Source organism: Parabacteroides johnsonii DSM 18315 (assembly GCF_025151045.1).
Taxonomy (GTDB): Bacteria; Bacteroidota; Bacteroidia; order Bacteroidales; family Tannerellaceae; genus Parabacteroides; species Parabacteroides johnsonii.
Genome location: NZ_CP102285.1, coordinates 108,259 through 124,339 on the forward strand (window position 1 = coordinate 108,259; position 16,081 = coordinate 124,339).

Sequence of the window (16,081 nt, forward strand, 5' to 3'; positions counted from 1 at the left end):
TTATAATTTTAATTACCACTCCCATGCTCTTTAATCTTGCCGTACAAGTTCGGACATTTTTACTTTCAAAATATTAGCTATTTCACTAAGAGTTTCCAATGAAGGCTGGGAAGAATTAGTACACCATTTGCTGACTGTAGATGGATCTTTTTTAAGCTCAGAAGCCAACCATTTTGCAGTCTTCTTTTGTTCCACTAAAACGACTTTCAGTCTATTTAAATCTTTTGTCTTCATAAAGGTTTTATAATTTGAACAAAGTTACTACTATTTATTTTATTTCCATATGAAAATGTGATTAATTGAAAAAGTAATTTGTGTATTAGTACTATTTTTTGAAAGAAAGAACACATATAACCTACATAAAAAACATACCAGTATATCAGCACTACTGTTATACCCCAGTATGCAGGTTAGGGATAGGAGAATAAAGCCCACAGGAACGAGTACTTGGAGCGGATAGCCCGACAGCTTACCGTAACACCCATAATAAAACAACAGGGAAAAAGATGAGATTTCGGGAAAGGAACCTTAGAGCAGGGAAAAACAGAGTTCAATAAAAGATAAAGGAAGGATGTATATTGCTGATACAGTGGAAAAAATAAATTTGCAAGAAAAAAATAACAAGAAACATGGAAGAGCCATTCAAGGATTACGGAGAATCTGAGAACCTGGGAACGGAAAAGATTGTATGCGTCAATGTCAGTAGAACCTACCTGGGAGGAGAGAGGGAAAGTCTGTATGAATGTACCAGAAAATACTGGAGACTGAACGGAAAGAGAGCAGGTTCGGCAGATCTGGTGTTTGCGATATGCTGCGGATACATAGTGGGAGTATTCAAGCCCGTCAGGTGGTACCAGACAGAGTGTGAGCAGCTGAAGGGAAGATGGGAGTTTGATGGCAAGCAACTGGATGATTCGCCATACCTCAATCAGAGCATAAGGAAACTGTGGGGAAGGAGACAGAATCCGGTGATGTACATAAACCTGTAGACTGGAATGCACTTTTATGTACAACAGAAGCCGATAACACTGAATATAAAATAACAACTTTACTTCTGACATAATATTTCTATCGCAAATTTTCAGATATAGAATAAGAAAAATTTGTAGATATGAACAGAACAATTATCTCAATTGAAGTGCAAGACGAAAGTGATAGGAAAACTATTATTATCACCAGGGGAGAAAGAAACAGTCAGATGATGTTTGAAGAAACTTTTTCTTATAAAGACGAGAAAAAGCATTCATTGCGACTTAATCTTTTAAAAGAACGATTATTTTACGGAACACCAGCTAAAAATAGTCAGTTATCCCTTCCATCAAAGATAAATTCCAATCCTGATTTGCCAGCCGCATTTATTCCTTTTTTCAGGAGAATTTTCCTTATGGCTAACGCCATGAAAATTCACCTGAAAAAGAATGCGGCGGCAAACGGATTGGAATTAAAGGAAAGATTACAGGGATAAACTGCGACCGACGTGACGCATAGCCGTAAACAAAAGGCGGCTATACTTATATCCCTTATATAGTATTACAAATGCTGTGAAAATCCACCTTACTCAATAATAAAACATAGCCCGCTTATCCAATCCCGAAATAAGACAGGGATTTCAACTCCCTCCGATCTGCATAATCCAGTTCCTTCGTTATGACATCTGATGACATATTATGAACTTTGATGATAATCTTTTGTGCTCCACAACCTCCTATTCTATTTTTGTACTAACCACTTAAACTAATGATTATGGAGATAGTGAATATAGAAGCCAGCGCATTTATGGAAATGAACAACATATTGTTCAAAATAGAAAAACAATTGAAAGGACTGAACTCTTCCAAATCTGAATTAAAAGAATGGTTGGATAATCAGGATGTATGTATTCTTATGAATATATCAGACAGGAAGCTATTGTCTTTAAGGCAGAAAGGGCTAATCTCCTTCAGTCGCATAGACAGAAAAGTATATTATAAAAAAGAAGATATTCTAAACTATATGAGGAGAAACCTTAAAACATATACAAATAATGGAAATGGGACAGATGGTATTGAATAAGGATAGTAATGAGGTTAAAAGATTTATTGAAGTCATGGAAAGTATATCCAAAATGTTGGATACAAACTCTTTAATCTACAGACCTATATTGGACGGGAACCGCTATATTACAGAACAGGAGTTATCTAAAGTTCTCAAAATTACAAAAAGAACACTCATTGAATATAGAATGAATGGTAAATTGCCCTATTACAGAATAGGTGGAAAGATTCTATACAAGGAACAGGACATTATAGAAATATTGGAAAGAAACAAAGTATTAGCATTTGAATAACATTTCTTAAATCACTAATAATCAAAAACTAAACTTCATGCAAATAACTTGTAACTACTCTAAATAATTATATAAACATTTGGAGGAATAGAACCGAACACTTACCTTTGTAAAGTCAAAGGATGAGTAACGAGAATCTATCGAAAATTAGTGAATTTGGCATATGGCTGATTTAGTGGTTCGGGGATTTTTCCAAAGATATTAAAGTGTTGCAAATTAGGACTTTGAATAGTATTATTCGATTCCTGGTGGCACCACTTGAAAATCAAGCAGTTGCATTTAAATGTGACTGCTTTTTTTGTGTCTTTTCGGCGGTTTTTTCCTTCAAATCCCATTATTTTCTGTGTTTTTCGTGGTTTGTTTAAACCATAAGTACAAAAACAAAATGGGATTAAATTTGATTATAGGGAAAGGGGAAGAAGCGGTTTAATTGTGTCATACTGCTAAAGAATGACATACTAAAACTATTTTATCTCCCGTTAATTCTTTACATTTGCCACAAAATTATAGCGGTTATGACAGAATGCAAGGATGAACACATATTAAATTCCATTGATTACCCGGAGGATTTGCGCAAGTTGTCCCCTGATAGATTGGGAGAAGTATGTGCAGAGTTGCGTCAATATATAATAGATGTATTATCAGAAAACCCTGGACATCTTGGGGCAAGTCTCGGTACGGTAGAGCTGACGGTCGCACTACACTATGTTTTTAATACTCCTTATGATCGTATTGTATGGGATGTAGGACATCAGGCGTATGGTCATAAAATACTGACTGGACGTCGAGAAGCCTTTCATACGCTCCGAAAATTTAGAGGAATCAGTGGTTTTCCTAATCCTCAGGAAAGTACTTTTGATGCGTTTGTTGCCGGACATGCTTCTAATTCCATTTCGGCAGCTATGGGTATGTCGGTTGCTTCTGCACTGAAAGGAGAAAAAGACAGGCATGTGATAGCTGTGATCGGTGATGGGGCCATGACGGGTGGTTTGGCGTTCGAAGGTCTGAATAATGCATCGGCTAATCCAAACAACCTACTTATCATTCTTAATGATAACGATATGGCAATAGATCAAGCAGTCGGTGGGTTGAGTCAGTATCTGGTGGATATTACAACCAGCCAGGCATACAATAAAATGCGCTATGATGTGTACCGCGGATTGCGGAAGATGAAACTGATCAATAATGACCGTCGGGGAAATATTCTTCGTTTCAACAATAGCCTGAAAGCATTGCTCACTCAACAACATAATCTGTTTGAGGGATTCAGCATTCGTTATTTTGGTCCGATCGACGGGCATGATGTCGATTATATGATCAAAGTCTTGAATGATATAAAAGATATGGAAGGCCCGAAACTGTTACATATCAAAACTAAAAAAGGCAAAGGATTCAAGCCTGCTGAAAAGTCAGCAACGGAATGGCATGCTCCGGGGTTGTTCAATAAGGAAACAGGAGAACGTATCATTGTTCATAAACTGAATGAGCCCCAGCTTTATCAGGATGTTTTCGGACATACCCTTGTTGAGTTGGCCGAACAGGATGAACGGATCGTGGGAATTACTCCTGCCATGCCGACGGGCTGTTCCATGACTTATATGATGAAAGCGTTCCCGAAGCGGGCGTTTGATGTTGGGATAGCCGAAGGGCATTCGGTAACTTTTTCTGCCGGACTTGCCAAAGAAGGGATGATTCCTTTCTGTAATGTCTATTCTTCTTTCATGCAGCGAGCATACGATATGGTGATACATGATGTTGCCCTCCAGAATCTTCATATGGTGATCTGCTTGGACCGCGCTGGTTTGGTTGGCGAAGACGGGGCGACGCATCATGGGGTGTTTGACCTCGCTTATCTGCGTCCGGTCCCGAACTTGGTTATCTCGTCCCCTTTGAACGAACTGGATTTACGAAACCTGATGTACACTGGATATAAAGAAAATAACGGTCCTTTCGTGATCCGTTATCCGCGCGGAAAGGGAGAGATGGCGGATTGGAGGAATGAAATGCATGTTTTGCCGATCGGAAAAGGCAAGAAACTCCGTGATGGGGATGATATTGCGATCTTGTCGCTTGGCCCTATTGGCAATGAAGTGATAAAGGCTATAAAAGAGATTGAAGGTGATGGCATATCAATAGCTCATTACGATATGATTTATTTAAAACCGATGGATGAAGAACTGTTACATGAAGTTGGTAAGAAGTTTAGTCGTATCATCACTGTTGAAAATGGCGTGATCAGAGGTGGATTGGGCAGTGCTGTTCTGGAATTTATGGCTGATAACGGCTATACCCCCAAAATTAAGCGGATTGGTGTTCCGGATGAGTTTGTCGAACACGGACCGATTTCCGAACTATATAAACTGTGTGGCATGGATGCCAAATGTATAGCAGAAGAAATAAAAAAGATGGTTATCGGAGGATAATATGTCCTTATAATTAATCTCTATATAAAATGAAAATTATTATAGCCGGAGCCGGTGAAGTAGGAACCCACCTGGCAAAAATGTTATCACAGGAGAAGCAGGATATTATCCTGATGGATCCGAATGAGGAACGTTTGAATTTTACGAATTCAAGTATGGAGATCCTTCCTATGGTGGGTAATCCGACTTCCATTCGAGATCTGGAAGAAGCCGGTATCAGAAAGGCAGACCTGTTTATCAGTGTCACGCCGGAAGAAACGACCAATGTGGCAGCCAGTATTCTGGCTTCTAAATTAGGGGCACGTAAGACGTTGACACGTATCAACAATTACGAATATTTGCTCCCTAAAAATAAGGAACTATTCGAAAAGATGGGGATCGATTCCATGATCTACCCGGAAATGCTGGCCGCCAAGGAAATTGTCACGGCTGTTAAACGTCCGTGGACTCGGCAATACTGGGAACTGTTCGGAGGCGCTCTGATCTTGATAGGTGTAAAGGTGCGCGATAATTCCCGACTTGTGAACAAACATCTGTTTGAACTGCTGAATGAACAGAAACTCTATCATATCGTTGCCATCAAACGGCAGAATGAAACTATTATTCCTCGTGGTACGGACCGTATAGAATCGGGAGATATCGTTTTCTTTACAACGACTAAAGGCCATATCGAAGATGTCCGGTTGCATGCGGGCAAGCGAGACCCTGAAGTAAAGAAAGTCATTATTATGGGGGGGAGCCGTATCGCAATCCGTACTTGTCAATATCTTCCGAACAATATTCGTGTAAAAGTAATCGAAACAAACAAAGAAAAGAGTCATCGTATAGCTGAGGTTGTCCCTGGAAATGTATTGATTATCAATGGGGACGGACGTGATACTGACCTCTTGATGCAGGAAGGAATCAAAGATGCACAAGCATTTATTGCACTGACGGATAATTCAAGTACGAATATTTTGGCTTGTTTGGCAGCTAAACGCGCCGGAGTATTCAAAACCATCGCCAAGATCGAGAATATTGACTACATACCTTTAGCGGAGAGTATGGATATCGGTTCGGTTATTAATAAGAAACTGATTGCTGCCAGCCATATTTACCAATTCCTGTTGGATGCAGACGTGTCGAACGTGAAATGTCTAACTTTTGCCAATGCTGATGTGGCGGAACTTGTTGCCCGTCCCGATTCGAAGATTACCCGTAAGCAGGTAAAAGATCTGAACCTCCCGAAAGATTTAACGTTGGGTGGATTGATTCGTGACGGAGAACCTATGATGATCAAGGGGGATACACATATCCAGGCTTATGATCACGTTGTTGTGTTCTGTTTGGATACGGCTATGCGTAAATTGGAGGACTACTTTAATTGATATGCTAAACATTCGTTTTATAATTAAGATGTTAGGGATGATGTTCATCCTTGAGACGTTATTTATGCTGGCTGCAACGGCAGTCGCTTTCTTATATAAAGGAAACGATTTCTATCCGCTTCTTCAGTCGAGTGGTATCATGTTCGGAACGGGAGTTCTTTTTATGCTGATCGGATTACGAGCCAACGAACATACGGCTGGACGCCGGGAAGGGATGTTGACCGTTACTTTGACTTGGGCTCTTTTCTCCCTCTTAGGGATGTTGCCTTTTTATTTAGGGGGGTATATAGATAATGTGACGGATGCTTATTTCGAAACGATGTCCGGTTTCACGACGACAGGCTCTACCATATTGACCGACATCGAAGCACTTCCGCATGGGATATTGTTTTGGCGAAGCCTTACGCAATGGCAGGGTGGTATCGGAGTAATTGTCTTTACTGTCGCTTTGATGCCTATCATTGGCGGTGGTGCCATACAGATGTTCAATGCTGAAACACCAGGAATCACACATGAACGTTTTCGACCTCGCATAACGCAGGTTGCCAAACGACTTTGGGGAGTTTATTTGTTTCTGACTATTATACTAATCGGGTTGCTTTGGGCGGGGCCGATGGATCTGTTTGATGCAGTGAACCATGCGCTAACTTGTATTGCAACTGGTGGTTATTCTACTAAAAATGCCAGTATTGCTTATTGGAACTCTGCTTATATCGAATATGTCGTTACGATCTTCATGTTTATTGGGGCAACCAATATCACCCTGATTTATTTCTTTTTTAACGGAAAGCCCAAGAAGTTGTTTACAGATGAGGAAACGCGCTGGTTCTTTTGGTTTGTGCTGATTATAACAGCAATGTCAACGGTTTGGATTATGTATAAGGGAATTGTGGATGATTTTGGAACGGCTTTCAGGCAGGCCATATTCCAAGTTGTGACATTGGTATCTACCTGTGGGTTTGCCACGGTCGACTATATTCCGTGGGGACCGTTCTTCTGGTTGTTGGCACTGGTCTTGATGGTGGTATGTGGTTGTGCAGGCTCTACCTGTGGAGGTTTGAAGATGGGCCGTTTTGTGATCTTGACCAAGAACCTCTTTAACGAGTTTAAGAAGCAGACACATCCACATGCCATTATTCCGGTACGTATGAATGGGCATGCCATTTCGGGTGATATTGTCCACCGGGTATTGGCTTTCGCTTTCGCTTATATTGCTTTAATATTTGTCAGCTGTATGGTACTGATGATCGACGGGATGGGATTTGAGGAGACGATCGGTGCTACTATCTCTTCGATCGGCAACGTTGGGCCGGGACTCGGTAGTTTGGGACCAGTTGGAAACTATGCTGATGTCCCGGCAGTATCGAAATGGTTCTTGTCTTTTCTGATGATGGTCGGACGTTTAGAAATCTTTACGGTGCTGACAATCTTGTTGCCAGGATTTTGGAAGCAATAATTAATCAAGTATGGTTTGAGGGGTAATCCAAGTCTTTGACTTCATTTTATGCTTTTGACATTTAGATAGCAAAAGAAGGTTTTTGCGTTCAAATAGAATGTTAAAAAATATTACCCCTGCGGGTAATTTTAAATAGATGCCCTACAAATCCGATTTTTATAGGATAGTACTATCATTTTGTATAACCATACTTGTGCAACAAAACGTAATAATCTCGTTTGTAAAGAGTGAGCTTTGTAGCCGACAGAACAATCTTTGAAATGCTCTCAGATTATTAAAACAGTAACCGTATCAAAGTTTTTTTGTCGTCATATATACGCTTTTCTGTAATTTTGCGTTATAATTGATACGAATTACCCAAACAAAGAAGAACATGATCGAATATATTAAGGGAGAAATCGTCGAACTGACTCCAGCCAGGATGGTGCTGGAATGTGCCGGAATCGGCTACGAACTGAATATTTCCCTGAATACATATACTTTTTATAATGGAAAGGCAGATGGTAAGGTCTACGTTTACGAGATCATACGAGAAGATGCCCACGTACTTTTTGGCTTTGCCGGGATAGAAGAACGCGAACTGTTCTTGATGCTGACCACCGTGCCAGGGGTAGGCCCTAACACGGCACGGATGATCCTTTCTTCCCTGTCACCATCCGAACTAGTACGGGCGATAGCCGACAAAGACGAAAATTCCCTAGTTGCAGTCAAAGGAATAGGAACAAAAACAGCTCAGCGTATCCTTGTGGATCTTAAGAACAAGGTGAAAGCGGTCGAAGGACTTACAACTGTAAGCACACCCAAAACTCCCGCGTCGAATAATGCCGTGGCGGAAGAAGCTGTCGCTGCACTGGTCATGTTGGGATTCCAGAAAGCCGCTTCACAAAAGGCGGTCCATACGATTCTCAAAGGTTCTCCCTCACTTGCTGTCGAGCAAGTGATCAAAACTGCTCTAAGAATGCTTTAAGCAATTGACAATTGACTATAGACAATTGACAATTAACATGAGAAGAACACTAAAATTTATACTTTGGATAACAATTCTACTGTTTGGTGCAGGTCTGTATTCTATGAATACGGATTTCCTGGCCTACGCAATGTCGTTGCCTGATACTGAATTGCTGGTCGTACCGGATGATACAGTGCCGAAGGTGCGCACCCGTTTTCCGGTAGCCAAGACAGTTCCTGAAGAATATCAGGATCTGACCAAGCAGTCGCCTGCTGACTTGAAGACGCCAGATAACGTGAAATCAGTGGTCGAATACGATATCAGAACCGGGACGTATGTGGTTCGTACCAAATTAGGTGATGCCGACCTGACTACCCCTATTTCGTTGACTCCCGAAGAATACCAGGATTATAGTTTCCAAAAATCTGTTCAATCCTATTATCGCCAGAAAAACGAGGAAGAATTTCAAAAAGCGGCTAATAAACAGTTCAACTTAGCAGATATGCAGTTCAATATTGGGGCGGCGGAGCGTATCTTCGGACCGGGTGGTGTTCGGGTGAAGACGCAAGGATCGGCTGAAGTGGAGTTAGGTTTGAAGCAGAATAAAACCAAAAATCCGTCTCTGCCGGAACGTGCTCGTAACCGCACCTTCTTTAATTTCGACGAGAATGTTCAATTGAATGTGCAGGCATCGGTCGGCAGCAAAGTGAATTTTGATATGAACTATAATACCGAAACCTCTTTCGATTTTGACTCCAAAAAATTGAAATTAGCTTATACTGGGGAGGAAGACGAAATTATTAAGTCGCTGGAAGCCGGAAACGTGAGTATGACGACCAGTAACTCCTTGATCAACGGGGGAGCAGCTCTGTTCGGTATGAAAGCGGATCTCCAGTTCGGGAAATTGCGAGTCAATGCGTTGTTTGCACAACAGGAGTCGGAATCAAAAACGGTCAGTTCTAAAGGGGGCGTGCAAACAAAACCTTTCGAATTGACGATTGACCAATATGACGAGAATCGCCACTTTTTTCTGTCGCACTATTTCCGTGACCGTTATGATGAGGCGGTGAAGAACCTGAATACGATTTCTTCTCCCGTCACGATTAGCAAGGTGGAAGTTTGGGTGACAAACAAACGGGCTACTTATGACCAGGCGCGTAATGTGGTCGCTTTTGCCGATCTGGCCGAGCATGCTAATATATCGAATACGGCGGTCGTTTCTCCTTCGGGGGCGTTATCTATCCCTTATAATAATACGAACACATTATATAATACCCTTAACCAGCAATTTTCTGGTGCTCGTGATATCAGTACGGTAAATCAGGCGCTGGGAGGGACTTTCGTCAACGGTACGGAGTATGAAGAAGTGGAAAGCGCCCGCTTGCTGGATGCGTCCGAATATACGGTTAATACCAAATTGGGATATATCTCGCTAAAAACACAGTTGCAGGCGGATGAGGTATTGGCTGTCGCTTATAATTATACCTATTCGGATGGAAAGACTTACCAGGTTGGTGAGTTCTCGACTGACAATCCTTCTTCGGCTGCCTCTTGCCTGTATGTGAAGTTGCTGAAAGGAATTACCATGTCTCCCGATATGCCTTTCTGGGACCTGATGATGAAAAACATTTATTCGTTAGGAGCTTATTCTGTCCAAAAAGAGAAATTCAAGCTGAATATCATGTACCAGAGCGATACGACCGGTACATATGTCAACTATTTGCCGGAAGGAGCGATTGCCAATCAAATCTTGTTACGGGTGCTGAACCTGGATAGTTATGATTCCAATAATCAACCGCATCCGGATGGTATATATGACTTTATTGAAGGAGTGACTGTCCTGGCCGATAATGGGAAGATCATCTTTCCGAGTGTGGAACCGTTCGGCTCTTATCTGCGTAAAAAGATTAACAATGATGCGATTGCCGATAAGTATGTGTTCCAGGAACTCTATGATTCGACATTGACTGTTGCCCGGCAGATTGCGGAAAAGAACAAGTTCAAACTGGAAGGAGAATACAAGGCCTCTTCGGGTGCCGAGATACAATTAGGGGCTTCCAATGTGGCACGAGGTTCAGTCAAGGTTACGGCTGGTGGAGCGATATTGACCGAAAATGTGGACTATACCGTCGATTATACTTCCGGTGTGGTGACTATCCTAAATGAAAGTATTATTTCTGCAGGTACTCCGGTCAGCGTCTCGTTGGAAAACCAAACAGCCTATAATATGCAGCGTAAGACCATGATGGGATTGGACTTGAACTATCAGTTCAATCCGAATCTGATGCTAGGTGCTACTATCATGCATATGTCTGAAATGCCGTTGACCACAAAAACGACGATGGGCGACGAGGCGATCAAAAATACACTTTGGGGGGTCAATATGTCTTATAAGGGGGAAAGTCAGTGGCTTACCAATGTATTTGACAAGCTGCCGTTGCTGAACCTGAGCAAACCCAGCCAGATATCTTTTAATGCGGAGTTCGCTCATTTGATTGCCGGACATTATGAAAACAAGAATACAGGTGGATATTCGTATTTGGATGATTTTGAGTCAACACAGAGTAATTTCGATCTCTCTGATCCTTATCCTTGGCAGTTGTCCAGTGTGCCTTATGACGACGGTACACCCCAGCTATTTCCGGAAGCCGGACTGACCAATAATATCGATTATGGGAAAAGCCGTGCTTTATTAGCCTGGTACACAATCGACGGATTGTTCACACGTAAAAATTCTTCTTTGCGTCCAAAGTATATCACGACAAAAGATTTGTCCAACCATTATGTCCGTGCTATTGAGACAAGGGAGTTGTTTCCGCAACGGCAGCAAAGCATGAGTGAAAGTAACACGCTGACAGTCCTAAACATGGCTTACTATCCTCAGGAACGCGGCCCATATAACCTGGATGCCGATAATATTAATCCAGATGGAACATTGCAGAACCCGGAAAAGCGTTTTGGCGGTATGATGCGTAAGATAGACCAAAGTGACTTCGAGACGGCGAATGTCGAATATATCGAATTCTGGATGCTTGATCCGTTTATCTATGACCGTCAGACTGCAGGTGGTGACCTGTATTTTAATTTGGGTGAGATATCGGAAGATATATTGAAGGATGAAAAGAAGTTCTTCGAGAACGGATTACCGATTGATGGAGATACATCAAAAGTAGATTATACGGTTTGGGGTAAGGTTCCCAAGCAGCAGAGTACGGTTTATGCATTCGATAATACGGCCGGTGCACGTTTATTACAGGATGTCGGCTTGAACGGGTTATCCTCGGACGAAGAGAAAGAATATCCGGCCTATCAGGATTATCTGAATAAATTGCGTCAGAAATTGAATGCAACAACTCTTACCGAGATGGAGAACGATCCGTTGCAACTGTCTCCATTCTTTGACCCGGCAGGTGACAAGTTTCACTATTTTCGTGGTTCAGACTATGATTCTCAGGAGGTGGATATCTTAACACGTTACAAACGCTACAACGGAACGGAAGGAAACTCGAAAGACATTAACGATTCGGGCGAGCGCTACAGCACATCGTCCAAGACCGTACCTGATGTAGAAGACATCAATCAGGATAATACTCTGAACAAAAATGAAAAATATTTCGAATACAAAGTCAGGATCACTCCGCAGGATACGGTTGTCGGTGAAAACTTTATTGCGGATAAACGTACCTCATTAGTAAGATTGGCGGATGGTACGACAGAATCCGTTACCTGGTATCAATTCAAGATTCCGGTAAGGCAATACCAGCGCCGTGTGGGGGCGATCAATGATTTCAAGACGATTCGTTTCATGCGTATGTATATGACTGGATTTAAGGAATCGGTCGTATTGCGTTTTGGTACTTTACAACTGGTACGTGGCGAATGGCGATCCTATGAGCAGGATTTGTCCGATCCGAAAATGCCGCCCGCGGTAAAGGGTAAATTAGAAGTTTCAACTGTCAATATTGAGGAAAACAGTGACAGGGATCCGGTCAGCTATACATTGCCTCCAGGTGTCAGCCGTGTACTGGATCCGAGCCAGCCTCAGATCCGTCAGGAGAACGAACAGGCGCTTTCATTAAAGATAACGGACCTTGCTGCTCAGGATGCACGTGCCGTGTATAAGAATACAAACTATGATTTGCGGCAGTATAAGCGTTTGCAATTGTTTACACATGCCGAGGCTCCAAAATTGGATGTAAATGATCTTGCGGATGGCGATCTTGCTGTCTTTATCCGCTTGGGATCAGACTATAAGAATAACTATTATGAATATGAAGTCCCGCTGAAGTTAACTCCGCATGGGGAGTATAATTATAATAATTCGGAACATCAGAAAATTGTTTGGCCAGCAGAAAATATGTTGAACTTCCGTCTGGAGATTCTGACAGACTTGAAGCTGGAGCGTAACCGGGAAAAGCGTTCTGGGGCAAATGGGGTGTCTTTCCAGACTATCTATTCAGGTAGGGACCCGGATAATGAAGGGAATACGATTCGTGTTAAAGGTAATCCAAGCCTTTCTGAAGTGAAGACTGTTATGATCGGTGTACGTAATGTGCGTAATAAATTGAAGAGTGGGGAAGTTTGGGTGAACGAATTGCGCTTGACCGACTTCAATGAAGAAGGTGGATGGGCTGCTAATGCGAATTTGAATGTCGCACTTTCCGATTTGGGAACAGTGAATGTGGGCGGACGTATCGAAACGGCTGGTTTTGGTGCTCTTGACCAGTCTTTGAATGAACGCCGGATGGAAGACTTTAAGCAGTATAACGTGGCCACTTCTATCGAATTGGGTAAGTTGTTCCCGGAAAAGGCACAAGTCAGCATCCCGTTCTATTATGCCTATTCGAAAGAAACATATGATCCGAAATACAATCCGCTGGATCAGGATGTCAAACTGAAGGATGCTATCGATAAGGCGGAAACAAAAGCAGAGAAGGATTCGATCCGTAACTATTCGCAAGACAGGACGGTTATCAAAAGCGTTTCATTTAATAACGTGCGTGTGAATATCAAGAGTAAGAATCCGATGCCTTATGATCCGGCAAACTTCACGCTCGGATATTCGTACAGCATTAATGATAAGAAAAATCCGGAAACAGAATATGAAACGACAAAAGATTACCGCGCTAATTTCGCTTATAGTTATGTGCCTTATGTCAAACCGATCAAACCGTTTGATAAATTATTGAAGAAAAACAACGGCTATACGCGCTATGCCAAGCAATTGGCGTTTAATGTAGCTCCGTCTATCAATTTCCAGACGGCTATGATGCGTAATTATTATGAGATAAAATTGCGCGACCTGACAGGGGCCGCAACAGGCGTTAGTAACGATATCCCGGTGACATTCAGCCAGAATTTCTATTGGGACCGTGCTTTCAGTTTGAATTGGGCTTTTACGAACAACCTGAACATAACGTTTAGTTCTGGAACGAATGCCCGTATCGAAGAACCGTATGTGCAGGTAAATAAAGAACTGAATCCGGATGGTTATCAGTTATGGAAAGATTCCGTAAAGAAGAGCATCGCTGATTTAGGTACTCCGATGAAGTACGACCAACAGTTTATGGCGACCTGGCAGTTACCGTTGCAACTGATCCCGGTTCTGGATTGGACCAATGCCTCTTTGAGCTATAATGCTACTTATAACTGGGACCGTGGAGCAACGGTAAGCGAAGATATCGAGATGGGTAACACGATCAAGAACCAGCGCCAATTCGATTTGCAGGCGAACTTGAACTTGTTATCCCTCTATAACAAAAACAAATATCTGAAGAAGATCAACCAGAAGTTCAACAATACTCGGGCTACGGCTAAAAAGCCGGAGAAGAAGAAAAAGCCGAAGTTGGAGAAAGAAATTGTCCTGAATCCGGACAGTGCTACTGTTGTCGAGCATGGAATGTTTACGAAGAAAGTACAAATCACGGCCAGAAGGACAGACGGACGTGTCTATAAAGTAAAGTTCAAGCCGATCAACTTTGCACAGGTCAAGATTTTGAACCAGGATACGGTACGTTTAAAACTGACAATCATACCAGGACCGGCTCCTACAGAGGATTTCCTTTATAAGGCTGTAGAACATAGTGCCCGTTTTCTGATGATGGTTCGCCGTTTCAATATCCAGTTTACGAATTCTGCCGGTATGATGTTGCCCGGTTTTCGTCCGGAGATCGGTGATATCTTTGGTCAGGGACATTCTTCATTTGGTCTTTCTCCGGGTATCGGTTTTGCGTTCGGTGATGTGCGTCGCAGCTATATAGATGAGGCGTATGAAAAAGGTTGGCTGATTACGGATACTGAAAGAGACGTAAATGCAGCTATCATGACCAGTACAAAGAACTTGAATATACGGGCAAATCTTGAACCGATTACAGGATTGAAGATTGATTTGACGGCACTTCGTAATGATACGCGTAATACAGAAATACAATTTATGTATGAAGGTATGCCGGAAATTATGGGAGGTAACTTTACTATGACGACAATCGCATTGGGAAGTGCCTTCGGGGGGAGTGGAAATGCCATGAACAACTATTCTTCGAAAGCCTTTGACAGGTTGTTGGCAAACCGAGAGATCATCGCCCAGCGTATCGAAAGCAAGTATTCGGGCTTGAAATATCCGGATGTGGGCTTTATCCATGATCAAGGTTTGGGAGGAATGCCTTATAATCCGGGAACCGATAATGTGAACGGCGTCAACCGGAATTCGGCGGATGTTCTGATTCCTGCATTTCTGGCTGCTTATACCGGTAAGGATCCAAAGAAGGTGGGCTTGACGGCTTTCCCTTCATTAAAGAGTATGTTGCCTAACTGGCGTATCACTTACGACGGTTTGATCAAGATTCCGGCTGTCAAGAAGTATTTCAAGAGTGTGACGTTAAGCCATCAGTATCGTTGTTCCTATGCGGTAGGTGCTTTTACCTCCTTCTTAAACTGGGTGGATGCCGGACAGGACGGATTGGGATATATTCAGTCGATCCTGAATGACAACCCGACACCGTCGTCCCCTTATTCGATTTCGTCTGTCAGCCTTACCGAAGCATTTAGTCCTTTGTTGGGTGCAGATGCTACCCTGTTAAATAACGTGACGGTTCGGGCGGACTATTCGACTACTCGCAATTTGAGTTTGAATACGACATCTTACCAGTTGGTTGAAGCGCTTTCCAAGAAAGTGACGATCGGTCTGGGTTATAAATATGCTGAGTTTAATAAGGTGTTGAAGATGAAGAAGACACGTGATTTCAGTAATGACCTCACCGTTCGTTTGGATTTTTCGTACAATAAAATGCAATCATTGATCCGCAAAATTGACACGCAGTTGACGCAGGCTACCAGTGGTAACATAGCAAAGACAATCTCGTTCTCGGCTGATTACGGTTTGAGCCGTGCGTTGACGATTCGTGCATTCTATGATATCCAGATCAACGAACCGCTGATATCGAGTGCTTCTTATCCGACTTCGAACTCAAACTATGGTATTAGTCTGAGATTCTCTCTCGCACAGTAGTTCAGGCAGGGTGATGTGTCCGGATTTTTTTCATACTTTTGCAGCATTTATTT

The 16,081-nt window shown here is 42.3% G+C and carries 10 protein-coding genes; 9 read left to right on the forward strand and 1 reads right to left on the reverse strand.

All coding sequences use genetic code 11. From position 1 onward, the window contains the following. Positions 1–30: 30 nt before the first annotated feature. Entirely contained in the window at positions 31–234 is a 204-nt protein-coding gene (locus tag NQ564_RS00545) for a helix-turn-helix transcriptional regulator (RefSeq protein ID WP_008152193.1), read from the reverse strand. 395 nt (positions 235–629) lie between these two features. Between NQ564_RS00545 and NQ564_RS00550 the strand changes: the two genes are divergently transcribed. The 9 genes from NQ564_RS00550 (at position 630) to sov (ending at position 16,028) form a co-directional block, all read left to right on the forward strand. After that, on the forward strand, positions 630–989 hold the full coding sequence (locus NQ564_RS00550; RefSeq protein ID WP_050771065.1) for a hypothetical protein: 360 nt from the start codon (positions 630–632) through the stop codon (positions 987–989). A 122-nt stretch (positions 990–1,111) separates the two neighbouring features. Further along, positions 1,112–1,465, forward strand: coding sequence for a hypothetical protein (locus NQ564_RS00555; protein ID WP_008152188.1), 354 nt, complete (start codon positions 1,112–1,114; stop codon positions 1,463–1,465). 278 nt (positions 1,466–1,743) lie between these two features. Further along, on the forward strand, positions 1,744–2,052 hold the full coding sequence (locus NQ564_RS00560) for a helix-turn-helix domain-containing protein (RefSeq protein WP_039848413.1): 309 nt from the start codon (positions 1,744–1,746) through the stop codon (positions 2,050–2,052). Continuing rightward, positions 2,030–2,326 (forward strand): helix-turn-helix domain-containing protein, encoded by a 297-nt coding sequence (locus tag NQ564_RS00565; protein WP_025018363.1) that lies wholly within the window; start codon positions 2,030–2,032, stop codon positions 2,324–2,326. The genes NQ564_RS00560 and NQ564_RS00565 overlap by 23 nt, the downstream gene beginning before the upstream one ends. A gap of 515 nt (positions 2,327–2,841) precedes the next feature. Beyond that, positions 2,842–4,749, forward strand: a complete 1,908-nt coding sequence (gene dxs / locus NQ564_RS00570; RefSeq protein ID WP_008152181.1) for a 1-deoxy-D-xylulose-5-phosphate synthase — start codon at positions 2,842–2,844, stop codon at positions 4,747–4,749. A 29-nt stretch (positions 4,750–4,778) separates the two neighbouring features. Beyond that, positions 4,779–6,116, forward strand: a complete 1,338-nt coding sequence (gene trkA / locus NQ564_RS00575; protein WP_008152179.1) for a Trk system potassium transporter TrkA — start codon at positions 4,779–4,781, stop codon at positions 6,114–6,116. Position 6,117: 1 nt separating this feature from the next. Beyond that, positions 6,118–7,572, forward strand: a complete 1,455-nt coding sequence (locus NQ564_RS00580) for a TrkH family potassium uptake protein (RefSeq protein WP_008152177.1) — start codon at positions 6,118–6,120, stop codon at positions 7,570–7,572. Positions 7,573–7,945: 373 nt separating this feature from the next. Further along, positions 7,946–8,539: a Holliday junction branch migration protein RuvA gene (gene ruvA / locus NQ564_RS00585; RefSeq protein ID WP_008152176.1), complete on the forward strand. Its 594-nt coding sequence runs from the start codon at positions 7,946–7,948 to the stop codon at positions 8,537–8,539. Positions 8,540–8,576: 37 nt separating this feature from the next. Next, on the forward strand, positions 8,577–16,028 hold the full coding sequence (sov, locus tag NQ564_RS00590; protein ID WP_008152174.1) for a T9SS outer membrane translocon Sov/SprA: 7,452 nt from the start codon (positions 8,577–8,579) through the stop codon (positions 16,026–16,028). The last annotated feature ends 53 nt before the right edge of the window (positions 16,029–16,081 follow it).

Bases quoted from the DNA above. Each gene is read 5' to 3' on its own strand.
- NQ564_RS00545 (WP_008152193.1), bottom strand. From the start codon at position 234: ATGAAGACAAAAGATTTAAATAGACTGAAAGTCGTTTTAGTGGAACAA.
- NQ564_RS00550 (WP_050771065.1), top strand. From the start codon at position 630: ATGGAAGAGCCATTCAAGGATTACGGAGAATCTGAGAACCTGGGAACG.
- NQ564_RS00555 (WP_008152188.1), top strand. From the start codon at position 1,112: ATGAACAGAACAATTATCTCAATTGAAGTGCAAGACGAAAGTGATAGG.
- NQ564_RS00560 (WP_039848413.1), top strand. From the start codon at position 1,744: ATGGAGATAGTGAATATAGAAGCCAGCGCATTTATGGAAATGAACAAC.
- NQ564_RS00565 (WP_025018363.1), top strand. From the start codon at position 2,030: ATGGGACAGATGGTATTGAATAAGGATAGTAATGAGGTTAAAAGATTT.
- dxs (WP_008152181.1), top strand. From the start codon at position 2,842: ATGACAGAATGCAAGGATGAACACATATTAAATTCCATTGATTACCCG.
- trkA (WP_008152179.1), top strand. From the start codon at position 4,779: ATGAAAATTATTATAGCCGGAGCCGGTGAAGTAGGAACCCACCTGGCA.
- NQ564_RS00580 (WP_008152177.1), top strand. From the start codon at position 6,118: ATGCTAAACATTCGTTTTATAATTAAGATGTTAGGGATGATGTTCATC.
- ruvA (WP_008152176.1), top strand. From the start codon at position 7,946: ATGATCGAATATATTAAGGGAGAAATCGTCGAACTGACTCCAGCCAGG.
- sov (WP_008152174.1), top strand. From the start codon at position 8,577: ATGAGAAGAACACTAAAATTTATACTTTGGATAACAATTCTACTGTTT.